This window comes from Pseudomonas furukawaii, from assembly GCF_002355475.1.
GTDB lineage: Bacteria > Pseudomonadota > Gammaproteobacteria > Pseudomonadales > Pseudomonadaceae > Metapseudomonas > Metapseudomonas furukawaii.
Window position 1 is genome coordinate 3,208,583 of record NZ_AP014862.1, and the last position, 24,182, is coordinate 3,232,764.

The 24,182-nt window shown below is 66.7% G+C and carries 22 protein-coding genes; 5 read left to right on the plus strand and 17 right to left on the minus strand.

Going from position 1 to position 24,182, the window contains the following annotated elements; translation table 11 throughout:
- Positions 1-923 precede the first annotated feature (923 nt).
- Positions 924-2,321: a 2-oxoadipate dioxygenase/decarboxylase HglS gene (gene hglS / locus KF707C_RS14980; protein WP_003452200.1), complete on the plus strand. Its 1,398-nt coding sequence runs from the start codon at positions 924-926 to the stop codon at positions 2,319-2,321.
- 115 nt (positions 2,322-2,436) lie between these two features.
- Here the strand turns inward: hglS and KF707C_RS14985 are convergent, their stop codons facing one another.
- The 4 genes from KF707C_RS14985 to KF707C_RS15000 form a co-directional block, all read right to left on the minus strand.
- Positions 2,437-3,360, minus strand: coding sequence for an FAD:protein FMN transferase (locus tag KF707C_RS14985; RefSeq protein WP_036992861.1), 924 nt, complete (start codon positions 3,358-3,360; stop codon positions 2,437-2,439).
- Entirely contained in the window at positions 3,350-5,515 is a 2,166-nt protein-coding gene (locus KF707C_RS14990) for a PepSY domain-containing protein (protein WP_003452198.1), read from the minus strand. The genes KF707C_RS14985 and KF707C_RS14990 overlap by 11 nt, the downstream gene beginning before the upstream one ends.
- Positions 5,516-5,531: 16 nt before the next feature.
- Positions 5,532-6,002, minus strand: a complete 471-nt coding sequence (locus KF707C_RS14995; RefSeq protein ID WP_003452197.1) for a DUF2271 domain-containing protein — start codon at positions 6,000-6,002, stop codon at positions 5,532-5,534.
- Between the two features lie 356 nt (positions 6,003-6,358).
- A complete protein-coding gene (locus tag KF707C_RS15000; protein ID WP_003452196.1) occupies positions 6,359-7,222 on the minus strand; it encodes an alpha/beta fold hydrolase in 864 nt (287 codons plus the stop codon).
- 201 nt (positions 7,223-7,423) lie between these two features.
- Between KF707C_RS15000 and KF707C_RS15005 the strand changes: the two genes are divergently transcribed.
- Positions 7,424-8,308: a LysR family transcriptional regulator gene (locus KF707C_RS15005; protein ID WP_003452195.1), complete on the plus strand. Its 885-nt coding sequence runs from the start codon at positions 7,424-7,426 to the stop codon at positions 8,306-8,308.
- Between the two features lie 80 nt (positions 8,309-8,388).
- Here KF707C_RS15005 and KF707C_RS15010 read toward each other — a convergent pair whose 3' ends face one another.
- From KF707C_RS15010 to salA, 8 genes are all read right to left on the minus strand, one after another.
- Positions 8,389-8,859 (minus strand): BRO-N domain-containing protein, encoded by a 471-nt coding sequence (locus tag KF707C_RS15010; RefSeq protein ID WP_003452194.1) that lies wholly within the window; start codon positions 8,857-8,859, stop codon positions 8,389-8,391.
- Positions 8,860-9,348: 489 nt separating this feature from the next.
- Entirely contained in the window at positions 9,349-9,855 is a 507-nt protein-coding gene (locus KF707C_RS15015) for a DUF3015 domain-containing protein (RefSeq protein ID WP_003452192.1), read from the minus strand.
- A gap of 290 nt (positions 9,856-10,145) precedes the next feature.
- Positions 10,146-10,775, minus strand: coding sequence for a DUF2931 family protein (locus KF707C_RS15025; RefSeq protein ID WP_003452189.1), 630 nt, complete (start codon positions 10,773-10,775; stop codon positions 10,146-10,148).
- Positions 10,776-10,877: 102 nt separating this feature from the next.
- On the minus strand, positions 10,878-11,513 hold the full coding sequence (locus KF707C_RS15030; protein WP_003452185.1) for a DUF2931 family protein: 636 nt from the start codon (positions 11,511-11,513) through the stop codon (positions 10,878-10,880).
- The gene (locus tag KF707C_RS15035) at positions 11,510-13,366 is read right to left on the minus strand and encodes a PAAR domain-containing protein (RefSeq protein WP_069776288.1); all 1,857 of its coding nucleotides are present in this window, start codon (positions 13,364-13,366) and stop codon (positions 11,510-11,512) included. The genes KF707C_RS15030 and KF707C_RS15035 overlap by 4 nt, the downstream gene beginning before the upstream one ends.
- Positions 13,367-13,728: 362 nt before the next feature.
- The gene (locus KF707C_RS15040; RefSeq protein WP_003450664.1) at positions 13,729-14,673 is read right to left on the minus strand and encodes an IS110 family RNA-guided transposase; all 945 of its coding nucleotides are present in this window, start codon (positions 14,671-14,673) and stop codon (positions 13,729-13,731) included.
- A 327-nt stretch (positions 14,674-15,000) separates the two neighbouring features.
- On the minus strand, positions 15,001-16,347 hold the full coding sequence (locus KF707C_RS15045) for an MFS transporter (protein WP_003450504.1): 1,347 nt from the start codon (positions 16,345-16,347) through the stop codon (positions 15,001-15,003).
- Positions 16,348-16,420: 73 nt separating this feature from the next.
- On the minus strand, positions 16,421-17,710 hold the full coding sequence (gene salA, locus KF707C_RS15050) for a salicylate 1-monooxygenase (protein ID WP_003450506.1): 1,290 nt from the start codon (positions 17,708-17,710) through the stop codon (positions 16,421-16,423).
- A 126-nt stretch (positions 17,711-17,836) separates the two neighbouring features.
- Here salA and KF707C_RS15055 point away from each other — a divergent pair, with 126 nt between their 5' ends.
- On the plus strand, positions 17,837-18,739 hold the full coding sequence (locus tag KF707C_RS15055; RefSeq protein ID WP_003450508.1) for a LysR family transcriptional regulator: 903 nt from the start codon (positions 17,837-17,839) through the stop codon (positions 18,737-18,739).
- A gap of 6 nt (positions 18,740-18,745) precedes the next feature.
- On the opposite strand, the gene KF707C_RS15060 is transcribed toward KF707C_RS15055, so the two are convergent.
- On the minus strand, positions 18,746-19,666 hold the full coding sequence (locus KF707C_RS15060) for a LysR family transcriptional regulator (protein ID WP_003450511.1): 921 nt from the start codon (positions 19,664-19,666) through the stop codon (positions 18,746-18,748).
- Positions 19,667-19,777: 111 nt separating this feature from the next.
- On the opposite strand from KF707C_RS15060, the gene KF707C_RS15065 reads away from it, so the two are divergent.
- Both KF707C_RS15065 and KF707C_RS15070 read left to right on the plus strand, forming a co-directional pair.
- Complete coding sequence (locus tag KF707C_RS15065) at positions 19,778-20,218, plus strand: carboxymuconolactone decarboxylase family protein (RefSeq protein ID WP_003450513.1); 441 nt, start codon at positions 19,778-19,780, stop codon at positions 20,216-20,218.
- Between the two features lie 5 nt (positions 20,219-20,223).
- Complete coding sequence (locus KF707C_RS15070; RefSeq protein ID WP_003450515.1) at positions 20,224-20,643, plus strand: cupin domain-containing protein; 420 nt, start codon at positions 20,224-20,226, stop codon at positions 20,641-20,643.
- Positions 20,644-20,791: 148 nt separating this feature from the next.
- Here KF707C_RS15070 and KF707C_RS15075 read toward each other — a convergent pair whose 3' ends face one another.
- The 4 genes from KF707C_RS15075 to KF707C_RS15090 are packed head-to-tail and all read right to left on the minus strand — an operon-like array spanning position 20,792 to position 24,128.
- Entirely contained in the window at positions 20,792-21,967 is a 1,176-nt protein-coding gene (locus KF707C_RS15075) for an acyl-CoA dehydrogenase family protein (RefSeq protein ID WP_003450517.1), read from the minus strand.
- 22 nt (positions 21,968-21,989) lie between these two features.
- Positions 21,990-22,706, minus strand: a complete 717-nt coding sequence (locus KF707C_RS15080) for a histidine phosphatase family protein (protein WP_003450520.1) — start codon at positions 22,704-22,706, stop codon at positions 21,990-21,992.
- A complete protein-coding gene (locus KF707C_RS15085) occupies positions 22,696-23,073 on the minus strand; it encodes a DUF6285 domain-containing protein (RefSeq protein ID WP_003450521.1) in 378 nt (125 codons plus the stop codon). Before KF707C_RS15085 ends, KF707C_RS15080 begins: the two co-directional genes overlap by 11 nt.
- Positions 23,070-24,128: a phosphotransferase family protein gene (locus KF707C_RS15090; RefSeq protein WP_003450522.1), complete on the minus strand. Its 1,059-nt coding sequence runs from the start codon at positions 24,126-24,128 to the stop codon at positions 23,070-23,072. The genes KF707C_RS15085 and KF707C_RS15090 overlap by 4 nt, the downstream gene beginning before the upstream one ends.
- Positions 24,129-24,182: the final 54 nt, after the last annotated feature.

Consider the following 24,182-nt stretch of genomic DNA (forward strand, 5'->3'; position numbering starts at 1 on the left):
CCCACAGGTGGATGAAAACAGCGTCATCCACCCTACGAAGCCACTCCTGCCTGCGTCAGGCTAACGGAGGGCCGTAGGGTGGATCGCGCTTCACCGATCCACGCGGGTGCCTGGCGCGGACGCCACAGGTGGATGAAAGCAGCGTCATCCACCCTACGAAGCCACTCCTGCCTATGCCAGGCGGACGGAGCGCCGTAGGGTGGATCGCGCTTCACCGATCCACGCGGGTGCCTGGCGCGGAACCCACAGGTGGATGAAAACAGCGTCATCCACCCTCGACGCTGATCCACCTTGCTGAAGCTCGCTCCTGCGAGGCACATCGCAGCCGTAGGGTGGATCGCGCTTCACCGATCCACGCGGGTGCCTGGCACGGAACCCACAGGTGGATGAGAACAGCGTCATCCACCCTACGAAGCCACTCCTGCCTGCTTCAGGCTGACGGAGCGCCGTAGGGTGGATCGCGCTTCACCGATCCACGCGGGTGCCTGGCGCGGAACCCACAGGTGGATGAAAACAGCGTCATCCACCCTACGAAGCCACTCCTGCCTGCTTCAGGCTGACGGAGCGCCGTAGGGTGGATCGCGCTTCACCGATCCACGCGGGTGCCTGGCGCGGAACCCACAGGTGGATGAAAGCAGCGTCATCCACCTTACGAAGCTGATCCACCTTGGTGGAGCTCGCTCCTGCGAGGCAGATCGCAGGAGCCGGCTCGCCGGCGAATCCCCCGGGCCGGTTCCCTCGCCACGCCCTGCTTTCCCGAATAAAACAATGAAACCCACAGCCGGCGAGGCTCTTTCGCCCGGCTTCATTCCCCCGAGGAATGAAGTACTGAAGAGATGTCGTTTGTCAGCCCCAGGACGCGGTCGCAGAATCCTCCCATGCCAATCGTGGCCCCATCGGTTCCGCCAGGAGATCGCCTCACCATGACCGCACAGGGATTCACCCCCGCCGACGAGATCCGCAGCCGCTTCTCGCGCGCCATGTCCGAGATGTACAAGAACGAAGTACCGCTCTACGGGACCTTGCTGGACCTGGTGGCCGACACCAACCGGCGTGTGCTGGAGGAGCAGCCGGAACTGCGCCAGCGCCTGGAACGCAGCGGCGAGTTGGAACGCCTGTCGGTGGAGCGCCACGGTGCCATCCGTGTCGGCACCGCCGCCGAGCTGTCGATGATCCGTCGCCTCTTCGCGGTGATGGGCATGGAGCCCGTTGGCTACTACGACCTCAGCCCCGCCGGCGTGCCGGTACATTCCACCGCCTTCCGCCCGGTGGGCGACGAAGCGCTGGCGAAGAACCCCTTCCGTGTCTTCACCTCACTGCTGCGCCTCGAACTGATCACCGATACCGCGCTGCGCCAGGAGGCCGCCGAGATCCTCGCCCGCCGCGATATCTTCACCCCCGGCTGCCGCGAGCTGATCGCCCGCCACGAAGCCCAGGGCGGGCTGGGCGAGGCCGATGCCGACGCCTTCGTCCGCGAAGCCCTGGAAACCTTCCGCTGGCACACCCAGGCCAGGGTCAGCGCCGAGCAGTACCAGCGCCTGCACGACCAGCACCGGCTGATCGCCGACGTGGTGGCCTTCAAGGGGCCGCACATCAACCACCTGACCCCGCGCACCCTGGACATCGACCTGATCCAGGCCGGCATGCCCGAACGCGGCATCACTCCCAAGGCCGTGGTGGAAGGTCCGCCGCGCCGCCGGTGCCCGATCCTGCTGCGCCAGACCAGCTTCAAGGCCCTGCAGGAAAAGGTCGCCTTCACCGGCGAGGACAGCGCACAAGGCAGCCACACCGCCCGTTTCGGCGAGATCGAACAGCGCGGCGCGGCCCTCACCCCCAAGGGCCGCGCCCTCTACGACGACCTGCTCAACGCCGCCCGCGACGCCCTCGGCGATTTCCCCTCCGAGCACAACGCCGCCCGTTACGACGCACTCATGGCGCAGCACTTCGAGGCCTTCCCGGATGACTACGCGAGCATGCGAGAGCAGGACCTCGCCTACTTCCGCTATTTCGTCACCGACAAGGGACTGGCCGCCCGCAGCGACGAACTGCGTCCGCGCACCCTCGATGACCTGGTCCGAGCCGGCCATGTCGCCTACGAACCGCTGGTCTACGAGGATTTCCTGCCGGTCAGCGCCGCTGGCATCTTCCAGTCCAACCTCGGCGACAACGCCCAGTCGCGCTACGCCATCAGCTCCAGCCAGAGCGAGTTCCACGCCGCCCTGGGCGCCGAGGTGCGCGATGAACTGGCGCTCTACGCCCAGGCCCAGCGGCGCTCCATCCTCGCGTGCGCGGAAATCCTCCAGCTACCGCCCTTGGGCTGACCGCCGACAGGACGGCTCCTGATCCCCGTAGGGGCGAGCTTGCTCGCGAACGCACCCGCACCGCGCGGGGATCAGCCGGAGGTACGGGCAACGAAGCCGGCAATGTGCAAGGCGCTCAGAGGCCGACCGTCACTTCCCGCAGCGCCGCGCCTTCGCGCTGCAGGAAGATCGCCTGCAACCCCTGCTGCCGGGCCACACGGCAGCCGCTCTCCACCCCCAACACCATCAGCGCCGTGGCCCAGGCATCGGCATACATGCAGCTGGTGGCCAGCACCGTGACTGAGGCCAGGCCGTTGTCCAACGGCGCACCGCGTCGGGGATCCATGGTGTGGGCATAGGTGCCTCCGGGGCCATCAAGCCAGTGCCGGTAGTCGCCGGAAGTGGCCACCGACACCTCCGCCAGCTCCAGCAGCCCGCGCGCTTCGCGCCGTCCGCGCAACGGTGCTTCCAGGGCCACCGCCCACTCCCGGCCATCGGTGCGGGCCAGCCCGGCGCGCATCTCGCCGTCGATGCCCACCAGGTGGCACGGCAGGTCGAACGCCGCCAGGCAGCGGGCCAGTTCGTCGACGCCAAACCCCTTGGCGATGCCGTTCAGGTCCAGCGTCAGCGGCTGATGCTTGCGCGCCCGGCATCCCTCGGGATCCAGCTCAAGGGCCATGCAGGCCGAAGCCGGTGCACCCGGCTTGAACGCCTGGGCAGGTCCGGGACCGAACCCCCAGGCGCCCACCAACGCCCCCACGGCGATCTCGAAGGCACCGCCCGATTCGCGGGAAATGCGCAAGGCGCTGGCCAGCACCCACACCAGTTCCTCCGGCAGGCTTACCCAATCGTTCAGCGGCGCCGCGTTGAGGCGCATCAGGTCCGAGTCCGGGTTCCAGCTGGACATCTGCCGGTCCACCCGGTCCACCGCCTGTTGCAGGGCGGCGCGCAACGGCTCCACCGCGAGGCCCGGCGGGCCCTCGAATACGGCGGTGAAACGGCTGCCCATGGTCGGCCCGCTGATCCGATAGCGCGCCAGAGTTGGCGTCTCAGTAGACATCTTCGCGGTACCTCCCCTGCTGGCGCAGTCCATCCAGATCCACCCCCAGCGAGGCAAGCACCGGCACCAGTGCGTTGCGCACGCCCTGAGCCATATCCCGCGAGCCGCACACCCGCACCTGGGCGCCCTGGGTCAGCAGCGCCCGCAACTCCTCGGCCTGCTCACGCAGTCGGTCCTGCACGTAGTGGCGCTCATGGCCCTGGGAGAACGCCAGGCTGAGGCGCTGCAGGCGACCATCGGTGAGGCACTGGCCCAGCTCCGACTCGTAGAGGAAATCCGACTCGGGACAGCGCCCACCCCAGAACAGGTGCATGGGTTGGCGCAAACGGTTGGTACGGATGAACCCCATCAGGGGCGCCAGGCCGGTGCCCGCACCGATCAGGATCACCGGCTGCAGGCCCACCACCGGGCGGAACTCGGGATGCGCCTGGAGGCTGCCCTCGATGCGCTCGCCCAGTGCCAGTTCATGCAGCCAGCCGGAGCAACGGCCCTGGGCATGACGCCGGACGCAGATTTCCAGGTAGCCATCCTCGGTGCTGCTGGCGATGGAGTAATAGCGCACCGCCTCACCCGGCCCCGGGCGCACCCCGAGCAGGTCGCCCGGCGCGAAGGTGGCGCCCTCGCAGGCGAAACGCAGCACGGCGGCTGGCGCGTCGCCTTCACGGCCATAGAGCTCGCGGCTCAGCAGGGTCAGGCCGTAGCGCGGCTCATCCGCCAATCCGGCCTTGAGGTCGAGGGCGAGTCCCAGGCGCTGACCCAGCCGCTGGGCCCACTGCTGGAGCTGCGCCGGGTCCTGGCGGTCGACGCTGGCCATCGGCAGCAGCGGCGTCAGCCCACGATTGCGCAGTTGCTGGTCGACCTTCACGGCATAGCCGCAGTAACGGGGAAAGCGCGAATCACCGAAGCCCAGCACGGCGAACTCCAGGCCGCCGCCCAGTTCGCCGCGGGCCAGCCGGTCGAGGAACGAGCGCGCGGAATCCGGTGCTTCGCCATCGCCATGGGTTGCGGTGAGCACCAGCAGGCGACGGGCGTTCGGATAGTGCGAAGCCAGCTCGTTCATCGGTGCGCAATGAACCTGGCAACCGGCGGCCACCAGTTGCGCCTGCAACTGGCGGGCGATAGCCCAGGTGCTGCCACCCTGGCTGCCCACGAGCACCAGCGTATCGGCCTCGTCGGCCGCAGCGCCGCGGCTTGCCGCACCACGCACCTGCCGACGCCGCCACCAGACCAGCAGGCCGCTGCCGGCAAGGAACAAGGTCGCGCCGGCAGCGGCGCCCAGCAGCAGCGTCCAGATCGGGCCGAATCCCCCTGTGTGCAGCCGGTAGGCCAGTTCGTAGAGGTTGCGTGCGCTGCCGTGGGGCTGGTAGCTCAGCCACTGGCCGGTGACGGCGTCCACGTAACCGTCGCCCTGGGCCAGGTGAAGCGTGTAGAAGCCGTCCCCCGGCATGGGGAGTTCCAGCTCCCGCAGTTGGTCAAGGGACAACCGGCGCAGGGCGTGCAACTGGCCGATCGGGGCGGCCGGCCCGACGCTAGACGATTCGGGATAGGCCGGCTCCTGGCCCTGGCCATCGGCGATCAGCCCCTGGCTGGCGGCCGACAGGTAGGCCCCGCTGAGGGCCAGCACCAGCAGCAGCGGCAGTCCCCAGCGGGCAACGCGGGTATGCCACTGGCCAGCGCCGCCCACCGGCGGCAAGGGGCTGAACAGCCGGCGCCAGCCACCCAGGCGGCGCGCCAGCAGGAACAGTCCGGAGAGCGACAGCAGCGCCAGCGCCAGCGCCCCGACGCCGGTCATCAGGCGTCCGCCGTCTCCCAGCAGCAGGTCGCGGTGCAGGGTGCGAATCCAGGCCATGGCCGGCGACGGGACGTAGTCCCCCAGTACCAGCCCGGTGGCCGGGTCGACTCGCACCACGCCCTCGCCGTCCACGCCGCTGAAGCTCACCCGCAGCTCGCCGCTCGGAGACCGTTCAAGGCGCTCCGCACCCGGCACCTGGCGCACCACCTGCTCGGCCACCGCTGCCAGGTTCTGGCCGCTGGCCACCGGAGCTTGCAACTGGTCCAGCAGGGCACTGCCGGCAAGCAGCAGGCCGGAGCCGGCCGCCACCATCAGCAGCAGGCCGAAGACCAGGCTGAGATAGAGATGGACACGTTGTGACATGACTCGGCCCGCCCCGTCAGAAGTGGTAGCTCAGTTGCTCGACGAAACCCTGGGCGCTGCCCTGGGCCTGTCCGCCAGCCGAACTCAAGGGCACACGCACGTCGGCGCGCACGTCACGCTTGTCCTCCACCGCCGAATCCACGCGGATCTCGTAACCGGCGTCGATCAGGGCGTCGGCCAGTTCCACCGAGACGCTCAGGGTCTCGCCGCCACCCACGCTGGCACCGGTGAGCCCGTCGAACTCGGCCGGGCGCAGGCCGCTGCCACGCGCCCAGTCACGCAGGTGCTTGTAGTACTTGGCCTTCTTGCCGGCTACCCAGAGGGTGCGTTGGTACTGTCCCTGGGCATCGGTCAGGTAGATCGCCAGGTAGGCCTCGTTACCCCGGTAGTCCTTGAGTTTCGTATCCAGGGTGATTTCGCGGGCCTGGGACAAGGCAGGAACGGCGGCGACACCCGCCAGGGCCAGGGACACAACGGTCTTGTTCATGGTGGAGCCCTCTTCAGCTCATCAGGTCGGATGGCGTCACGTTATCCGCGTTTGCTGAATCCAAACTGAAGGCACCAGAAGGCCGTCTTAATGGGATCTTAAGGTTGTCGTGGGCCGTCTGCGGCGCGGCTTTGCGCCGTTTCTACGGGGCCCGCACGGGAGGCGGCCGGGGACGAATCGCGGTCTCGAACCAACGACTTTGCATAGCATCGATAACGGCAATAGAAGCATCCTTTTAGAACACAAAATTCTTAAGCTCACCCATCCGCGCGGTACTCCAGCGTCGAGGGCGTCATCAGGAGCTCGCTCGCGAACGCACCCGCGCCGCCGTTCGCCGGCCAGCCGGGACGCTGGGATCAGCAGGAGGTTCGGGCGATGAAGTCGGCAATGTACTCCGCCGACAGTTCCGGGTACTGGTGCTGGGGGCCATGGCCCGATTCGGGATAGAAGACGAATTGCGCGTTCTGCAGCTGGCCAATGAGCGGAAACCAGTTCTGGCCAGCGGTACTGGTGTCGTTGTCACCACTGATGACCAGCATCGGCGTACGCGTCCGGGTCAGTCCGGCGCGGCGTCCCAGCGCGTCTTCGCGAAAGACCTCCGCAGCCTTGAGGTACACCATGAACTGCTCCAAGCGCGACGGAATCTTCGAAACGACATCGGGACGCGCGTAGATGCGGTCATGGGAGGCCTTGGCTGCCGCGCGACTGAACGCGGACCTGGGCTCGAAGAACAGCACCTCCTCGTCGTCCAGGTCGTTCACCGGTTTCATCGCGCGGTCGATGAACACCTGCTGGATCGGCAGTTGACCCGGCCCCGGGGGATTGGTGCCCACCAGGATCGCATGGGTGACGCGCTCCGGTTGGTCGAGCAGCAGCGTCTGCGTGGTGAAACCGCCCCAGGACCACCCCAGCATGGCGAAGCTGTCCAGTCCGATCGCGGTGGTGAAATCGCTCACGAAGCGGGCGACCTCGCCCAAGTCGTCGGGAAGCGTACCGCTTGAGTAGCCGACCCCCGGATAGTCGAAGGTGATCACAGTGTGCCGGTCGGCCAGCGAGTCGAGGAACAGCGGATCCCAGGTATCCAGGGTGCCGCGCATGCGATTGGCCAGGACGATGGGGCTACCGACACCGAAGGTGCGATAGGCGATCTCGTTGCCATTGACCTGCACGTACTGGTTCTCGGCGGTTGCTGCACGGGCGGAGTGATGCGGGGTGTTCATGGTCATCGATCCTCGGAGGAAAGCGGGGTGAGTCGGTTGGCTGTGGCGTACCGCATGAAGGCATCCTCGGTACCCGGCGGATGCCTCATCCGTCGGGTACGTTCTACGCCCAACGATTCGTTGCTTAAATAGCCATGAAAGCAATCCGGCGTTGCATCCACGCAACGCATCTGGCGCATCGCTTGCCTGGAAACCTTGGCCATGAACTTCGATTGGAATGACATTCCCCTGCTACTCAAGCTCGCCGAGTCCGGCAACATGGCGCAGACAGCACGTGAGTTGGGCCTGGTGACTTCTACGGTCAGCCGTCGCCTCGCGGCGGCCGAGCGCGTCCTCGGCATCAAGCTCTTCGTCCGCGACCACGCCGGCTATCAGCCCACCGCCGGAGGAACGATCTTCCTGTCCCATGCCGATACCCTGGTCGACCGCGTCAAGACGATGCTTCTGGAGAGCCGGGAAGAAGCACAGGCCATTTCCGGCGTGGTCAACATCACCGCAATCGACGTGCTGCTCAGTCACTGGCTGGTGCGCCATGTTCCGGCGCTACTGGCCACGCATCCACGACTTGAACTGAACCTTATCGGTGACTTTCGTGAACTCTCGTTCACGCGACGCGAAACCGATCTCGCCATTCGTCTCAACCGGCCCACGGCAGACGCCGCCTTGCGGATGCGCAAGATCGGAACGCTGGGCTTCGCGGTCTACGGTGCCCGTCGCTTCTCCGGCGCCACGCGCAAGGACTGGCCGACACTTCCCTGGCTGTCCTTTCCGGACGACATGTCCCGTTTGGCGGAGATGCAATGGCTCGAGCGGATCGGGCCGACGCAGAAGATTCGGCTGACCAGCATTTCGATGATCGCCAGCGCGTGCGAAGCGGGGGCCGGCCTGGCGCTGCTTCCCTGTGTCGTCGGAGAGCGCCTGGGGTTGACCCGGATGCAGGACGAGCCCGAATCCCAGCGGGAGCTCTGGTTGCTCAGCCACAAGGATGCCGGCCAGGTCGCGCGGTTCAGGACCGTGTCGCACTGGTTGAGCGAATGTGTAGCGCAGGAAGCGGACCTGCTCGCCGGATACTCCCGACAACCCTGAAACACAGGGGCTGGCCGGTCTCCATGCACCGGCCAGCGAAGCGAACGCCGGCGTCCCGCAATGGGCCTAGCGGGCTCGGGCTAACCCGGCCGCACCTCCGCGCCCTCCTCCATGAACACGGGCAGGTCGCGCCAGGCGACCCAGACCTCGCGCTGCCACTTCACCACGCCGATGCGCTGGTCCGCCCAGAGCAGGAAGCTCCGACGTGGCTCGGCGTCCGGGTCGCGGTGATAGTCATGCAGCGTCGGCACCAGCACCTCGCTCATCCAGCGCGCCACCTCGCGGTTCTCCGGCGTGTCGAAGCGCAGCAGCGCCTTGTAGGCGCCGGCATCGCTGATGGCGTCCACCTCCACGGCAGGCACTTCGGGGCACTCCAGCAGAAGGCTGCGCTTCTCGAAAGGCTCCAGGGCCTTGAGCAGTCGGTGGGGATAACGCGCGCCTATCAATCGGCAGAGGTCGGTGGCGATGAACCAGGGCTGGTGGTCGATCATCACGGCGCGCAGGGGCTGGTCGTGGTGGTAGAAGAGGATTGGCGTGTGGGCGAGTTGCATGGCGGATCTCCGTTATGGGATAGGGAGCTGCCACCTTTCGCTGTCAACCGAGTGGGGGGCAGACCACGCGGGGTTGACAGACCGGCTAACGGGAACCGGCAGATCACGAGGATCTCCCCGCGCGATCTGCCATAAAGCAGAGCAGCCTCGAAAAGCTGCATGCGTACAAAGGCCTGCAAAAACGTTCGCCGTTTTCGCATGCACCGTTGGCGCAATCGCGCCCGTTAGTTCCAGGCTGTCAAACCCGGCCACGGGATTGACCGTGGCCGGCGCAGGATAGGGGGGCCGTCGGGAATGGGCAAGACCCGTGCTACCCGGGCCAGCAGGCATGGTGATGGGTTTCGCTGCGCTCTAGCCTCACCCCGGAGGAGCGGGCTTGCCCGCGAACCCATCCGCATCATTCACCGGGGTACCGCCGTACTGACAAAGGCACCGACGTCCAGAAAGCAGAATGCCCTCCGAAGAGGGCATTCTCTCAACCAGAAACGATCAGCTCGGCAGCTTGGCGTAGCGAGCCAGTTGCTGGTCGCGGCTCATCACGTCGAGGGTGGCGGCCAGCACCTGCTCGCCGGTCGCATCCGGGCTGGCGAAGATGGTGGAGAAGTGCTCATGGGTGACCTTGGCGAAATGCGCGCGGTCAGCCTGTTCCACCCCCAGCAGCGTGGCATAGGCATCCAGCGCCTCGCCCTGGCCCTGAGCCATGTCTTCCGCGATGTTGTCCAGCATGCCGTTCATGGCGAACAGCGAACGACCGCCGTAGCCGAGCCTGACGCTGGAATCGCAGCCGTTGGTACCCGAGGTGAGGCCGAAGGTGGCGTTACCCGAGGTGCCGTTGGTGGTGGTGGCCAGCAGGTGCGGAACCAGGCCGCGCTGCCCTTCGAAAACCATGTTCCCCCAGCCGCAACCTTTGCCACCGGCCGATTCAGCCTGGACCAGTACGCTCGCGGTGCTGAGAAGCCCGAAAATCACGGCCTTGCCAATCAGTTTGTTCTTCATGCGTTTCATTCCTTGGTCATGGGTCTTTATGGACGCGCGACATCCCGTGCGAGTTCACCGCTGCACGACGCGCGAACTTACTCAATGTTTAGGCGAGGTTACGACGACTTTCAAACCTCGCCCGCAAGATAATCGCGCCCCCGACGCCCGGCAATTGGCCCCACGCCCCGTGGAGCGAGCGTGCTCGCGAAGCGGCTTCGGTGCGCGAACCCGGCTTCTGCGGGGCCTGCAGGACGCCGGGATACTGCGGATCCACCATCGGCAACAGCCCCACTTGCATCGCTCGGGTGCTACCAGGAGCCATAGGGAATGCCGTGCTCCTTGATGTAGGACTGTGCGGCCTCGGTAGGTGGGCGGTAGTAGCGGCCGCTGGAATTGCCCTCATAAGGCCCGCGTGGATCGATCTTGGCCTGGTAACGGCCTATCTCGATATTCGACAGGCAAGGCCCGCCTACCCAGGCCTTGGCAATGCCGCCCGGGGCCATGCCGATGGAAATCATCTTTCGATAATCGGTTTCCCAGCTTTTTGAACCCTGGCAGTAGGTGCGTTGCGGCTTGACCATCTCGTCACGCACCCATTGCGGAATGGCGACGCGCAGCTTGTAGACCTGCGGCTCCACCAGGGATTGCCAGCGCACGAAGAGCGTTTCCGGCAGGTCGACATTGCTGACGGGCATCATCTTGCCGCCACCGTCGTACCAGCCGGGCACTTTGTCGTTGTAAGCCACGACGCCGCCATGGATATCGAAGTAGGCCAAACCTCGACGGTCGATCACATCCACGCTTTCCACCCAGACCTCCATATAGCGTGGCGCCCCTATTCCGACATACCAGTAGTCATAGGGCAGCCGTGGGCGCCCCTGGCCGGCGGCACAGCCGGCCAGGGCGACGATGGCGAGGGCCAGCATCAGGCGCTTCATTCCGGATACCCCGCTTGCGGTTTGTTGTTGAAGATCAGCCGCCGATTGGGTGCGGGCTTGTTGACCAGCAGTCCCTTGCTGGGTGTTTGGCGAATTGGGCGATTACCAGGAGCCATAGGGAATGCCGTGCTCCTTGATGTAGGCCTCTGACTCGGGCTCGAGAGAAGGCCACGCATATCGCCCGTTGGTTTTACCTTCTGATGGCCCGCGTGGATCGATCTTGGCCTGGTAACGGCCTATCTCGATATTCGACAGGCAAGGCCCGCCTACCCAGGCCTTGGCAATGCCGCCCGGGGCCATGCCGATGGAGATGTCGTAGCGGTAGAGATTATCGATCCACTTGCCGTCGGCCCGGCAGAAGGCCCGTTGCGGCTTGACCATCTCGTCACGCACCCATTGCGGAATGTCGATGCGCAGCTTGTAGACCTGCGGCTCCACCAGGGATTGCCAGCGCACGAAAAGCGTTTCCGGCAGATCGACATTGGACGCCTGCTTCATGGCTCCGCCTCCCTTGTGCCAGCCGACCGGGTTACCGGTGTAGCCGACAACCCCGCCGTGAATATGGAAGAACGCCAGCCCACGGCGGTCGATCACATCCACGCTTTCCACCCAGACCTCCATGTAGCGTGGTGCGGCAATGCCGACATACCAGTAGTCGTAGGGCAGCCGTGGGCGCCCCTGGCCAGCGGCACAGCCGACCAGGGCGACGATGGCGAGGGCCAGCATCAGGCGCTTCATTCCGGATACCCCGCGTGCGGTTTGTTGTTGAAGATCAGCCGCCGGTTAGGTGCGGGCTTGTTGACCAGCAGTCCCTTGCTGGGTGTCCAGTGGGCGGACAGGTGGATATAGCGCGCCCAGAGGTGGCGCAGGTCCTCCTGGGTCAGTTGACTCACGCCGCCACGGACATGGGCGAGGATTTTTTCAGCGATCGGAAGCAGGTCATCCGGCAAGGCAAATTCCTTCGTCTCCGGCACTGACTTGAACGGCACGCCATGTTTCACGGCCAGCTCACGCATGGCCCGCAGCGCCACCCGTGACAGCTCGCCCCGCACCCGTCGGCGGATGGCAACGCCCACCAGGGCCTCCTGGGTATCGGCCCTCTCGCGGGTGGGGTGGGTGCTCTTGCGCGACCAGGCCGCGACCTTGAGTTCGCCGTCGCCGGGCAGGCCCAGTTGGCGGTAATGCGCCATTGCGTCCTGGGCGTCCCGCCAGGCCGGGCTGGCCTCCAGGGGCCGGCCGAAGCGCTCCGTCGCGGTAGCGGGCCGGGAGAGGAGCAGCCGTTCCTCCATCAACGGCGGGTAGCCACCTCCGATATCCGAATGGACGCCCGGCAGGGTGATTTCCTGGTGATGGGGCGCCACGCTGTTGAGGGCGAAGTTCCAGCGCAGCTCGGCACCGGCGGCCAGTTGCACCACCTTGCGGGCGCAGCCGGGCGGCAGGTAGAGGTTGATGCCGGGGTTGTCGGCGTTGGCCGCACTCCAATCGCCGCGCAAAGGGTCGACGGTGGCCGCCACCGTGTCGAACAGGCCGATGAAGTTGAGCCGCACATGGCGCTGCCAGTCGAACCCGCTGACCAGTCCGAACAGGCCGGGACGCAGCACCTCGGCCAGCAGGCCACCACGGGGCTTGAGCACTTCATTGGCGAAATGCCGAGCCGCCGCCGCGCCCCGGCTGAACCCGAAGATGTCGAACTCCAGATGGCGGATGTGCGTGCCCGGGTTGGTCTCCAGGAAGCGGCGCAGTTGTGCTCTGATCATATCCGGGCTTTGCGCTACCCGATGCAGGATGCCGGTCTCCCCTCGCCCACTGGCCTGAGCCGGCAATACGGAGTCCGAGCCTTCACTGGTGGTGCCGATGCCTTCGATGTAGAGCCGCACATAGGCGGTTTCTTCGCCGGCCGCGATGGGCGTGGTGGCATTGTCTGGATACAGGGCGTACAGATGCGCCACATTGCTCGCCGCATTGCCATAGCTGCTATCCGGGGTGGTACGGAACAGGCCCTCCTCGTCCGGATCGCGATAACCGTAGCGGGTGCAGTAGGCGACTATGGCGTTCAGGGCATTTTCGTCGAACTGCCGGAGATCTTCCCGGCGGCACTCTTCGGTAAGCGCCGAGTTGGCCAGGTTGTTACCGGTGCCGTCGAAGAACAGGCCCAGGCGCAGGACGATGCCGACGTCTTGCTGCCTTCTTTCAGCCTGATCCTCTATCCGTGGGCTGTTCGGCGTCGGCGAGAAATCCCTGACGGGGGGAGCGGCCCCGAAGGAGGCTGCTGCACTTGGAGCGGGACTGGCCTCCCTGGTGGTGGTGCTCCGATTCGAGTTGTACTGGGCGCTCGTCAGCGATGGAATCAACTGCGCCTTGCAGGGACAGCCACTGATGCTGTCCAGGGAGCCTGCCACCCTTCTCCCATGGCTGCGCATGTACGCGATGCCGCCGACTATCTGATAGACCTTTCCATCCTTTCCGCAGCTAACACGGTCACCCTCGCGTGAGTGCGCGATGCCGCGCATCATGACCGCCGTGTCGCCCTCCAACACCGTGCCTCCACAGGTGGTCTTGTCGCCTGCGCGGATGAAGTACCCGATTGCCATGCCGATTTCCTTCCCGTTGTCGTTCCTCTGGACCCGAAGCGCGCTCTGCGTTTCCGGCCGTGAATGGCGCCGACCGCCCGTGAGCCAGGAGATGGGCGAACGCCTGGCTTCAAGGCTCGGGATGGGGATATCGAAAAGAAATAGGAAGGATCTGAAACTGGGCGGGGAATGTCAGAAAGCCTTGGGCACACTCTGCCCCGTGACCCGCTTGAGGCCGCGCGCGGGGATTCCCCGGCATTCATCCCCCGCGATCAGACCCGCTTCGCTCGGCGCATTCCTGCGACGTGAAGGTGCCGCCTATTGCACCTGATGGGCCCCATGATCCAGCCAGGTAACCAGGGTCCTCGTAGGAGATTCTATGTCTACCCCGCCGTACAGGTTGGTGACCGATACGGCTGCTGGGTCTTCATGAGGGCGAAGGCAATTCGAGCCAGTTTCCGTGCCAGGATGGTCAGGGCTTCGGTCTTTTTCAGACCACGCTCCAGGTAGCCCAGATAGAGCTTCTGCCAAGCTTTGGTGCGACTGGCGGCCATGGCGGCATTGTGTAGCAGCCGCCGGACCTCCGGATCGCCCTGTTTGCTCAACTTGCGGCGTCCGCTGTAGCGCCCCGATTCCTTCGCGCGCACATCCAGGCCCAGGAAGGCGATGAAGGCGTCGCTGTTGCGGAAGGGGCCACGCTGAAAGGCCATGTTCAGGGCTGCTGCGGTTAGCGGGCCGATGCCTTCAATGGCCCGGCAACGCTTGGCCTGCTCGGCCAGGCCAGCGTCCTTCAGGGCCTGGGCAATGTCCTGATCGAGGCGCTGCTCCAGGCGCTTGAGGGAGCTGAGCGCCGCTTTCATCGACACCTTGAACTGGGTGTCATGGCCAAAGCTCTGGCGCAGCGCCGTGGCACTGCGGATCAGCGTCGCCCGGCGTCGCAGCAGGCTTTGCAGCAGCCGGTAAGCCTTGCCGGCGGGTTGCCAGACCCGCAGTTGGGCCTGTTCGTGGGCCAGATAACGGGCCAGTAGACGGGCATCGCTGGCGTCGGTCTTGATGCGGCCACCGATGCCCTTGCGGTAATTGCTCAGGCGATAGCCATCAATGACATAGAGGCGATGACCACGCGCATGGGCCAGGTCGACCAGCTGCACGTGATAGGTGCTGGTGGCTTCCACTGCCAAGGCACAGTCGCCGGGGAGCGTCTTCAGCCAGGCGCGGATGCTGCGGGCGTCATTGTCCAGGGTGCAGTACTGGTCCAGGTCGGCGCGATACAGGCTCAGGCTGTCCTTGGCCACGTCGATGCCGATGATGGGGGATTGGGTTGTCATGTGCGATTCCGGCCGACAAGATGAATGAGTCTGTCGGGGGGCTCACCTGTGCGCAGGCTTGCAGATATGGTCGATCTCGAGCGGCTACTCGAGTCGATGGATTCCTTATCGGCGCTTGTCGTGAGCCAGGAGTGGGGGAGTTCTCCTACCGTCTGTCTTGCAGAAGCGAGCTCAGTCCCTCCACCCCCGACAGACCCACCTTACGACATACAAGCGAGCTCGCTCGCGAACCAGCCGCCCGCATCGTTCGCCGGCGAGCCGGCACCTACGGACGTGCCCCCATGAGCGAACCTGCTCGCGAAGCGGCTTCGCTTCGCGAGCCCCGGATCAGCTGGCCGTAGAGGGGATCGACCGCCCGACGTGCGGAGCGCCCTGCCCCGGCCGGTGCCGGAGGAACACCAGGATCGCCAGGGCGCCGACCACGCCCGGCGCGGCGAAGGCGAGGAAGCTCGCCTGCAGCGGGAGTTGCGCGGCATGCAGGGCACCACCCAGCAGCGGGCCGATGATGGCGCCGATGCGACCCACGCCCATGGCCCAGCCGAGGCCCGTGGAGCGGATATGCGCCGGGTAGAACTGCACCGTGCAGGCATTGGCGAGGATCTGGGTGCCGATGGTGCAGGCGCCGGCGATACCGATGAGCCCATAGAGCACCGGCAACGGGGATTTCAATGCCAGCAGCGCCAGGGACAGGGCACCGGTGGCGAAGAAGCCCAGCAGCACCCGGCCGAGGCCGATGCGGTCACCCAGCCAGCCGCCTCCGATGGCGCCGAAGATGGCCCCGAAGTTCAGCACCAGCAGGAACGCAAGGCTGGAGTTCAGGCCGTAGCCGGCGGCGGTCATCAGCTTCGGCAGCCAGGAGCCCAGGGCGTAGACCATCAGCAGGCAGCAGAAGAAGGCCAGCCAGAGCATCAGGGTGTTGAGGGTGCGACCGTCGTGGAACAACTGGGAAATCGCCACCTTGCTCCCCTGCCCCTGGGCCGCCACCAGGCGATCCTCCGGCATCAGGTCGTGATCCGGCAGCGCACGCTGGAGCAGGCCGCGGGCCCGCGCCTGGTCCCCCCTGCGCAGCAGGAAGTTGATGGACTCCGGCAACTGACGCACCAGCAGGGGCAGCACCAGCAGCGGCACCACCGCCACGAAGAACACCGACTGCCAGCCCCAGGTGGGCATCAGCGCCATGCCGAGCCCGGCCGACAGCATGCCGCCCACCGAGTAGCCGCTGAACATGATGGCCACCAGGGTGCTGCGGATCTTCTTCGGCGCGTACTCGTTCATCAGCGCCACCACATTGGGCATGACGCCGCCGATCCCCAGTCCGGCGATGAAGCGGCAGGCCGCGAACTCTTCGGGGCTGCGGGCGAAGCCGTTGATGACGGTGAAGCCGCTGAAGAGGATCACGCAGGTCATGATGGTGCGGCGGCGGCCGATGCGGTCCGACAGCGGACCGAAGAACAGCGCGCCCAGCATCATCCCCACCAGGGCGCAGCTGCCGAGCAGACCGGCCTCCAGGGCGCTGAGGTTCCAGGCCTGCATCAGCGCCGGCAATACCACGCCGTAGATGACCAGGTCGTAGCCGTCGAAAATGATGATCAGCGCGCACCAGAACAGCACGCGCCCATGGAAGGCATTGAAGCGGGCCCCGTCCAGCAGGGCGGAAACGTCGATATCACGCATGGCTTGGCTCTTCTTGTCGTTGTTATAGAGCCGGAGGCGGCATCGGGGCCGCCTTCCGGTGAGGGCGTCGGGGTCAGGCGCAGTGGCTCAGCGCCTCCCAACCCAGTCGGCGCCGGGCATCGGCCAGGTCGGCCTCCAGGTCGTGGTTCCACAGCCAGTCGAAGCGGCTGGCCAGGGTGGCGCCCAGGGCCTGTTCGTCGTTGCCGACCTGCGGGTCCCGCAATTCGTAAAGCTCGCCGGCCTCCCAGGAGGTGCGCTGCACCCGGCAGGCACGGGGACGACGGAGCGCGTCATAGGCCGCCAGCAGCGCCTCCGGCGCGGCATCCCGCGCGCGCGGATCACCCAGCAGGCGTGCCAGGAACCAGGCATCTTCAAGGCCCTGCCCGGCACCCGCGCCTTGGTGCGGCAACATGGCGTGGGCGGCATCGCCGATCAGCGCGACGCGGCCGTGGACGTAGCCCGGTAGCTCGGCCAGGTCGTGGAGCGCCCAGTGGGTGGGCGCCGGAATGCATTCCAGCAACACCCGCGCGGCGTCGCCCCAGCCGGCGAAGGCGTCGAGCATTTCCCGCTGGCTGGCCTCGCGCACCCAGGGCGCGTCCGCCGGCCACTGCGGATCGGGCCGGCTGCGGTCGGAGATGAAGGCCACCACATTGATGACGCGGCCCTGCTTCACCGGGAAGGTGAGGATGTGGCCGTCCAGCCCGAGGTACATCTGCGGCACGTCCACCAGGTGCTCGTCCACCCCGGCGGCGCGGTAGGCCTCGCGCAGGCGCAGGCTGTCGATCATGCCCCGGTAGGCACAGGTGCCGGTGAAGCGCGGTGCGGCAGGCGCCGCGCCGATGCCTTCCAGCACATGGTTGCGCAGGGCCGACTTGATGCCGTCGGCGGCGATCAGCAGGTCGCCCCGGTAGTCGCTGCCATCGGTGAAGCGCACGCGCACTCCGGCGCCCTCCTGCTCCACGGCGACCGCGCGCTTGTTGAAGCGGGCCACGCCCTCGGGCAGGCGGCTGGCCAGCACATCGAGGAAGTCGGCGCGGTGCACCGAGGACTGGCCCACGCCGGGCGCCACGCTGGCCCCCAGGTAGCCGGCGTCGCTGCCCCGGCGCCACTCGAACCAGATGTCCTGCCAGGGCTCGGGGGTGCGGTCGGCAACCTGGGCGTAGGGCTCGGCCAGGCCGAGGCCGGCGATGGCGCGGACGGCGTTGGCGCCGAAGGACACGCCGGCGCCGACTTCACCGAAGGCGGGGGCGGATTCGAAGAGCTGGACCTCGAGGTGCGAGTGGCGGCACAGGTCCAGTGCCAGGGCGACGCCGGAAATTCCGCCGCCGATGATGCCGATGCGCAAGGCTGGCTGTGTGGTCATGGGGGTACCCAGGCTGTTGTTGTTGGAGTGGGACCATCATGGGTACTGGACCAATATTGATAAATGCAGCGACTCGCATACAGACTATTCCACTTGTGAATATTCCTCCGAGCCACGAGCGCTGCCATGGATATCCGTGATCTGGACCTGAACCTGCTGGTGGTCTTCAACCAATTGCTGATCGACCGCCGCGTCTCCACCGCGGCGGACAACCTGGGGCTCACCCAGCCCGCCGTCAGCAACGCCCTCAAGCGTCTGCGCACCAGCCTGCAGGACGACCTGTTCGTACGCACCTACCAGGGCATGGCCCCCACGCCCTACGCCGAGCAACTGGCGGAGCCCGTCTCCCTGGCGATCCACACCCTGCGGGAAGCGCTGGGCCGCCAGGACAGCTTCGAGCCCGCCAGCGCCGAGCGCACCTTCACCCTCGCCATGACCGACATTGGCGAGATCTACTTCACCCCCCGACTGATGGACGCCCTGACGCGCCTGGCACCCGGCTGCCGAATCAGCACCGTGCGCAACACCTCGGTCTCGCTGATCGAGGCCCTGCAGAACGGCACCGTCGACCTGGCCGTGGGGCTGCTGCCGAACCTCCAGGCCGGCTTCTTCACCCGCCGCCTGTTCCACCACCGCTACGTCTGCATGTGCCGTCGCGATCACCCCGTCACCCGCCAGCCGCTGACCCTGGAGCGCTTCTGCGAGCACGGCCACGTGCGGGTGGTCGCCGCCACCACCGGCCACGGCGAGGTGGACGCCCACATGGCGCGCCTGGGTATCCAGCGGGACATCCGCCTGGAGGTGCCCCACTTCGTCGCGGTCGGCCACATCCTCCAGCGCACCGACCTGCTGGCCACGGTGCCGGAGCGTTTCGCCGAGTCCTGCGTCGAGCCCTTCGGCCTGGTGGCCCTGCCCCACCCGGCTCGACTGCCGGAGATCGACATCAACCTGTTCTGGCACGCGAAATACCACCGCGATCCGGCCAATCGCTGGCTGCGGCAACTGATGGTGGAACTCTTCGCCGATTGAAGGCCCTCAGGCGGCCGGCAGGCGCCATAGCGGGTCGCCCGCCATCAGCGCGGCGGCCCAGTCGGCGAAGGCCCGCACGCGGGGAGACAGGTGCCGGGTCTGGGGATACACGAGGCTGATGGGCATGCTCCCGGGCGTCCAATCCGGCAGCAGCTCCACCAGGGCGCCTGTGTCCAGGTGCGGACGGGCCTCGGCCCGGGGGACGCAGACGACGCCCAGCCCGGCGAGGGCGGCCGTCAGGTAACTGCCCCCGTGGTTGAAGCGCATCACGGGTGTCTGGTCGATGCTGTAGCGCCGCTCGCCGCACTCCAGCGACGGCGTCATGGGCTTGCCGCCCGGGAAGGTGAAGCCCAGGAAGCGCTGCTGGGGCAGGTCGTCGGGCGTGAGCAGCGGCGCGCTGTCCCGGAGATAGCTCGGCGCCGCGCACAGGCAGAAACGCATCAGCCCCACCGGCCGGCAGACCAGGTCCGGGTCCGTCACCGGCCCGCCGCGCAGGGCGCAGTCCACGCCCTCCTGCACCAGGTCCACCACCCGCTCGCTGCAACCGATATCCAGCCGCACCTCGGGATGCCGCGCGGCGAAATCCGGCAGTGCCGGAATCACCAGGCAGATGCCCACCGGCGACGGCATCTCCACCCGCACCCGCCCCCGCGCCACGGTGCGGTTCTGCGCCACCGCCGCTTCCAGCTCATCGATATCGTCCAGCAGCGCGCGGGCGCGCTCGTAGTAGGCGGCACCGTCGGTGGTGGGCGTGACGCGGCGCGTGGTGCGGTGCAGCAGCTTGACCCCGAGCAGCGACTCCAGCCCCAGTATCTGGCCGGAGACGGTGGTCTTCGCCAGGCCCAGGGCGTCCGCCGCCCGGGTGAAGCTCCCCAATTCGACGATACGGCAGAAGGCGCGCATCGCTTCCAGTCGATCGAAGGCCATATTTGTCCGGTTTTCCGTACGGTGAAAACGAATTCACCGAGTTTATTCATCAATTTACGCTCAATAAAGTGATCGCCAGACCGAACCTCCTCGGCAACCCGGAGCATGAACATGAGCACGCAACGCCTCGACTACTACCAAGCCGCACCCCAGGTGATGAAGGCCATGATCGGCCTCGAGAAAGCCACGTCCGAATCGGTGCTGCCAGCGCCCCTGAGAGAACTGGTGCGGATCCGCGCCTCGCAGATCAACGGCTGCGCCTACTGCGTGGACCTGCACACCCGGGAAGCGGCCAAGGCCGGGGAAAGCCTTAAGCGACTGATGGCCATCGCGGTGTGGCAGGAAACGCCCTTCTTCGACGAACGCGAGCGGGCCGCGCTGCTCTGGGCCGAGACCCTGACCCTGGTGGCCAGCACCCGCGCACCGGAGGACGTCTATCGGCAGGTCGCGGCGGTCTTTGATGACCGGGAACTGGCCGAACTGACCTTCGTCATCGCCGCCATCAACGCCTGGAATCGCTTCGGTGTCGGTTTCGGGATGCAACCGGAGTGAAGACCATGAACCCCTACGCCAAAGCCCTTTGCGTCGCCGTCGCCACCCTGCTCGCTACGCCCGTCCTGGCCCACGGCGACGGGGCCGGCGAAGAGGTGGTCACCTCCATCGCCCGGACCACCCTGCCGCCCAAGGCCTTCTCTCACGCCACGGCGCTTCGCGTCGACTTCGCCCCCGGTGCGACCTCCACCGCCCATCGCCATCCGGGCCATGTGTTCGCCGTGGTGCTGAGCGGCGAGGTGGAATCCGCCCTCGACGGCCACCCCCCGCGCCGCTACAAGGCCGGCGACGCCTGGTACGAACACCCCGGGCAGCTGCACCGCGTCACCCGCAACGCCAGCGACAGCGAACCCGCCACGCTGGTGGCCTGGCTGCTCTCGGATGGCAAGGAAGCATTGGTGCAGCCGGTGAAGCTGAAACGCTAGGCGCGTTGTCGGCTGACGTCCGAGCTCGGCACGACTCCTCAGCCCCGGGTCTGGCCAGTTTCAGAAGCTGGCCGGCCCAGGCCACTGGATGCGCCAGTCACCAATGGGCGGCGGCCGCTCAGGTCGAAGGTCTTCAGGGGAGACAGGCTCAGTCGGCACCGCCTTGCCCACGAGCGAGGATCTTCTTCGCCAGGCTCATGCGGTGCACCTCGTTGGGACCGTCATAGATCCGGAACCCCCGCGCATCCCGGAAGATCCGATCGACGATCGCCTCGCTGGTCACACCCTGGCCTCCCAGTACCTGGACACTGCGATCGATCACTCGCCAGATGCCCTCGGAGCTGATCACCTTGACCATGCTCGATTCGGTATTGCCCCGCTCGCCCTGGTCCAGCACCCAGGCGCAGTGCCAGATGGCGAGCCGGGTGGTGAGCAGGTCCATCTCGTTGTCCGCCAGCATGAAGCCCACGCCCTGGTGTTCGCCCAGCTTCCGGCCAAAGGATTCGCGCCGCGCCGCATAGGCGCAGGCCACGTCATGGGCTCGACGGGCTTGCCCCAGCCAGCGCATGCAGTGGGTCAGGCGAGCCGGCGCCAGGCGCACCTGCGCATAGCGGAAGCCCTTGCCCACTTCGCCCAGCACGTCGGAGGCCGGCACCCTCAGGTTTTCGAAGCGCAGCACCGCATGCCCGCCGGTGAAGCAGGTATCCAGGGAATCCATCATCCGTTCCAGCCTGAAACCGGGGCGATCGGTGTCGGTGAGGAACATGGTGGCGTTTCCGTCCTCGGTACGCGCCATGATGATCGCGAAGCTGGCCCCCTCCGCTCCGGTGATCAGCCACTTCTGTCCGTTGATGACGTAATGGTCGCCATCGCGCACGGCGGTGGTCGCGAGCATGGAAGGATCGGAGCCCGCGCCCGGCGCCGGTTCGGTCATGGCGAAGCAGGAGCGGATATGGCCCTGGACCAGCGGACGCAACCAGCGGTCCTTCTGGGCCTCGGTGGCCACCACTTCCATCAGGTGGATATTGCCTTCGTCCGGCGCGTGGATATTCATGGCCGTCGGACCGAGCGGCGAATAGGCCGCCTCCTCGAACAGCACCGCCTTGGCGACGTGGGAGAGGCCGAGCCCACCCATCTCACGGGACGCATGGGGTGTCAGCAGCCCCCAGCTGCGGGCCTTGGCCACCAGCTCCTGACGCAAATCCGCGCGGGGGCCGTGAGCGGTCTGTCGGGGGTCCTGCTCCATGGGCAGGATCTCGCGCGCGATGAACTCACGGACACGGGATTGCAGGGCCAGCAGGTCATCTGGAAGGGAAAAGTTCATCTAAGGGTTCCTCAGGGGTGGCTCACGCCTTCAGCCCATCTGGCTGAATGGCGCTGAAAAGGTGTTCGAGGACGGTTTCGTGGATGCCGGCCTTGTGGGGGTCGTAGGGCGTGAAATTGAGCAGGCGGACCATGGCGCCCACGACCTGGCAGTCCTGCATGTCGATATCGATGACGTTGAGGCAAGCGTTGTCCTGCTCGAACGCCGCGATGCCGGACAGCCCCAGTCCTGTGGCCCAGCCCAGCAGGATCCGGTTTACCGCGTCGTGGCTGACGATCAGCAGGTGTTCCCAGCCGGGGTCCTGGAGCAGTTCGAGGAACCGGCTCAGCACCCTGGCCTGGAAAGCATCCCAGCGCTCACCGCCCAGGAAACTGGCGCCGGGGTCACCGGCGCTGCGATAGGTGCCGAGTACCCGATCCCGCAGCTCTTCCCGGGGAATCTCTCGCAGGCGCCCGGCGCGGATCTCGCGTAGCTCCGGCAGCGACTCGATGGGCATGTCGCGCTCCATCAGCACCAGATCGAGGGTCTGGCGGGCGCGGGGGTAGTCGGAGCAGAGGGCCCGGCCCAATCGCACCCCCTGCAACACCTGCCCCAGGGCCCGGGCCTGGTGCGTCCCGGTGCGCGATAGCGAAACACCACGTGGATCGAGGGGCCGGCCTTGCTCGTCGAAGTAATCGACCTGCCCATGACGCACCAGGTAGCAGCGCCGTCGAACGGTCGGCCGGGAGTCAGCGGTCATGGTCGAGCACCTTCGGATTGCTGATCCGCAGCCGGGCGCGGGTGATCGCCCCCAGGGCCTCCAGCAGGCGCTGCCGGTCAGGGCCGGGACGGTCGAATACGCCCTCTCGAATGAACTGGCTCAGCAACGCCCGGGCATCCTCCCGGGTCAACCCGGCCAGCCCGTGCGGTTCCAGCACGCGGGCCAGGGCACCCTCTTCGAGCTCGGCCGCCTGGGGGCCCAGTTCGATCTCGCGGGCCGCCATGGCAAGCGCGCTGGCGATCATCCGGGCGTCATAACCCAACTCGGACGGCAAAGCCGGCAGCAGCCCCTCAAGGAGCAGGCAGCGCGCGGTGGTCAGGAGTTCGGTGGCATCGGGCCTGGTCATGTCGGGGCTCCACTCAGCTTGAGGATCTCCTGCTCCAGTTCCGGAACCATGCGCCCGGTCAGGGCCAGCTCCAGGGACTGCTGCTGTCCGCTCAGATGGCGCTGGACCTGCTGCAAGGCCACCACGGCCCAGCGCAAGTGCGCCATCAACTGCCAATAGCGCAACTCGTCCCGGTCCGGTCGGTAGCCTGACTCCTCCTGGTATCCCCCGAGAAAGTCCTCCAGGGCGCCGACTCCGCCAGCCTCACGGTCAGGACGGGCGAATCGCCAGCAGCGTGCGGTGAACCAGCCAAGGTCCTCGCGTGGATCGCCCCAGCCGGCGAACTCCCAATCCAGGACGCCGGCCAGGTGCCCCGCCTCCACCATGTAATTGCCCGTGCGGTAATCACGGTGGATCAGGCGCGAAGGCCGTGGTTGCGGACGGTTCAGTTCGCACCAGCGCAGCCCCCACTCGATCACCGGGTGACTCCCCGGTAAGGCATCGAGGTAGTGGCGGTACTGGTCGATGCTGGCCTGCACCGGGTCCGGCGCCGGCGTTGGCAGGAAGCCCAGTTCGGGGTGATCCGGCGTGATGCCGTGCAGGCGCGCCAGGCTCGCCCCCAGCTCATGGCACAGGCCCTTGCGCATGGGTTCCAGTTCCGGGTCGGTGCTGAGACGGTGGCCATTGGCGCTGCCACCCAGGGCCTGCATCAGGAAGAAGTCCCGGCCGAGCACGGTGGCGTCCTGGCAGAGCCAGAGCGGCTCCGGCACCTTCACGCCTGCCTGATGGACCGCTCGCAGCACCGCGAACTCCTGGGAGCGCTCCATGCTGGCGGCGACGGACGATGGCGAATCGGTGCGCAGTACCCAGCGTCGATCGGCCTGCAAACCGCCATTGAGCACCCTGGCCCGAATCAGCCAGTTTTCCTGGATGGCACCGCCGGACAGGCGCTGGCAGGCGTCGATCTGGACGCGCTCGCAACCCAGGCGCAGGGTGATGAAGCGCGCCAGAGCCGCCAGGGCGTCCGGAACGTCGACCCGGGCCGGGCAGGATGAAGGGGAAGGAATGCTGTGCATCGGCAACTCTTGCTCTCGGGTTATGACTTGCCAATTGCCCAGCAAGAGCCGTTC

Coding starts and splice junctions, on each gene's coding strand:
- hglS (WP_003452200.1), top strand. CDS start 924: ATGACCGCACAGGGATTCACCCCCGCCGACGAGATCCGCAGCCGCTTC.
- KF707C_RS14985 (WP_036992861.1), bottom strand. CDS start 3,360: ATGTCTACTGAGACGCCAACTCTGGCGCGCTATCGGATCAGCGGGCCG.
- KF707C_RS14990 (WP_003452198.1), bottom strand. CDS start 5,515: ATGTCACAACGTGTCCATCTCTATCTCAGCCTGGTCTTCGGCCTGCTG.
- KF707C_RS14995 (WP_003452197.1), bottom strand. CDS start 6,002: ATGAACAAGACCGTTGTGTCCCTGGCCCTGGCGGGTGTCGCCGCCGTT.
- KF707C_RS15000 (WP_003452196.1), bottom strand. CDS start 7,222: ATGAACACCCCGCATCACTCCGCCCGTGCAGCAACCGCCGAGAACCAG.
- KF707C_RS15005 (WP_003452195.1), top strand. CDS start 7,424: ATGAACTTCGATTGGAATGACATTCCCCTGCTACTCAAGCTCGCCGAG.
- KF707C_RS15010 (WP_003452194.1), bottom strand. CDS start 8,859: ATGCAACTCGCCCACACGCCAATCCTCTTCTACCACCACGACCAGCCC.
- KF707C_RS15015 (WP_003452192.1), bottom strand. CDS start 9,855: ATGAAGAACAAACTGATTGGCAAGGCCGTGATTTTCGGGCTTCTCAGC.
- KF707C_RS15025 (WP_003452189.1), bottom strand. CDS start 10,775: ATGAAGCGCCTGATGCTGGCCCTCGCCATCGTCGCCCTGGCCGGCTGT.
- KF707C_RS15030 (WP_003452185.1), bottom strand. CDS start 11,513: ATGAAGCGCCTGATGCTGGCCCTCGCCATCGTCGCCCTGGTCGGCTGT.
- KF707C_RS15035 (WP_069776288.1), bottom strand. CDS start 13,366: ATGGCAATCGGGTACTTCATCCGCGCAGGCGACAAGACCACCTGTGGA.
- KF707C_RS15040 (WP_003450664.1), bottom strand. CDS start 14,673: ATGACAACCCAATCCCCCATCATCGGCATCGACGTGGCCAAGGACAGC.
- KF707C_RS15045 (WP_003450504.1), bottom strand. CDS start 16,347: ATGCGTGATATCGACGTTTCCGCCCTGCTGGACGGGGCCCGCTTCAAT.
- salA (WP_003450506.1), bottom strand. CDS start 17,710: ATGACCACACAGCCAGCCTTGCGCATCGGCATCATCGGCGGCGGAATT.
- KF707C_RS15055 (WP_003450508.1), top strand. CDS start 17,837: ATGGATATCCGTGATCTGGACCTGAACCTGCTGGTGGTCTTCAACCAA.
- KF707C_RS15060 (WP_003450511.1), bottom strand. CDS start 19,666: ATGGCCTTCGATCGACTGGAAGCGATGCGCGCCTTCTGCCGTATCGTC.
- KF707C_RS15065 (WP_003450513.1), top strand. CDS start 19,778: ATGAGCACGCAACGCCTCGACTACTACCAAGCCGCACCCCAGGTGATG.
- KF707C_RS15070 (WP_003450515.1), top strand. CDS start 20,224: ATGAACCCCTACGCCAAAGCCCTTTGCGTCGCCGTCGCCACCCTGCTC.
- KF707C_RS15075 (WP_003450517.1), bottom strand. CDS start 21,967: ATGAACTTTTCCCTTCCAGATGACCTGCTGGCCCTGCAATCCCGTGTC.
- KF707C_RS15080 (WP_003450520.1), bottom strand. CDS start 22,706: ATGACCGCTGACTCCCGGCCGACCGTTCGACGGCGCTGCTACCTGGTG.
- KF707C_RS15085 (WP_003450521.1), bottom strand. CDS start 23,073: ATGACCAGGCCCGATGCCACCGAACTCCTGACCACCGCGCGCTGCCTG.
- KF707C_RS15090 (WP_003450522.1), bottom strand. CDS start 24,128: ATGCACAGCATTCCTTCCCCTTCATCCTGCCCGGCCCGGGTCGACGTT.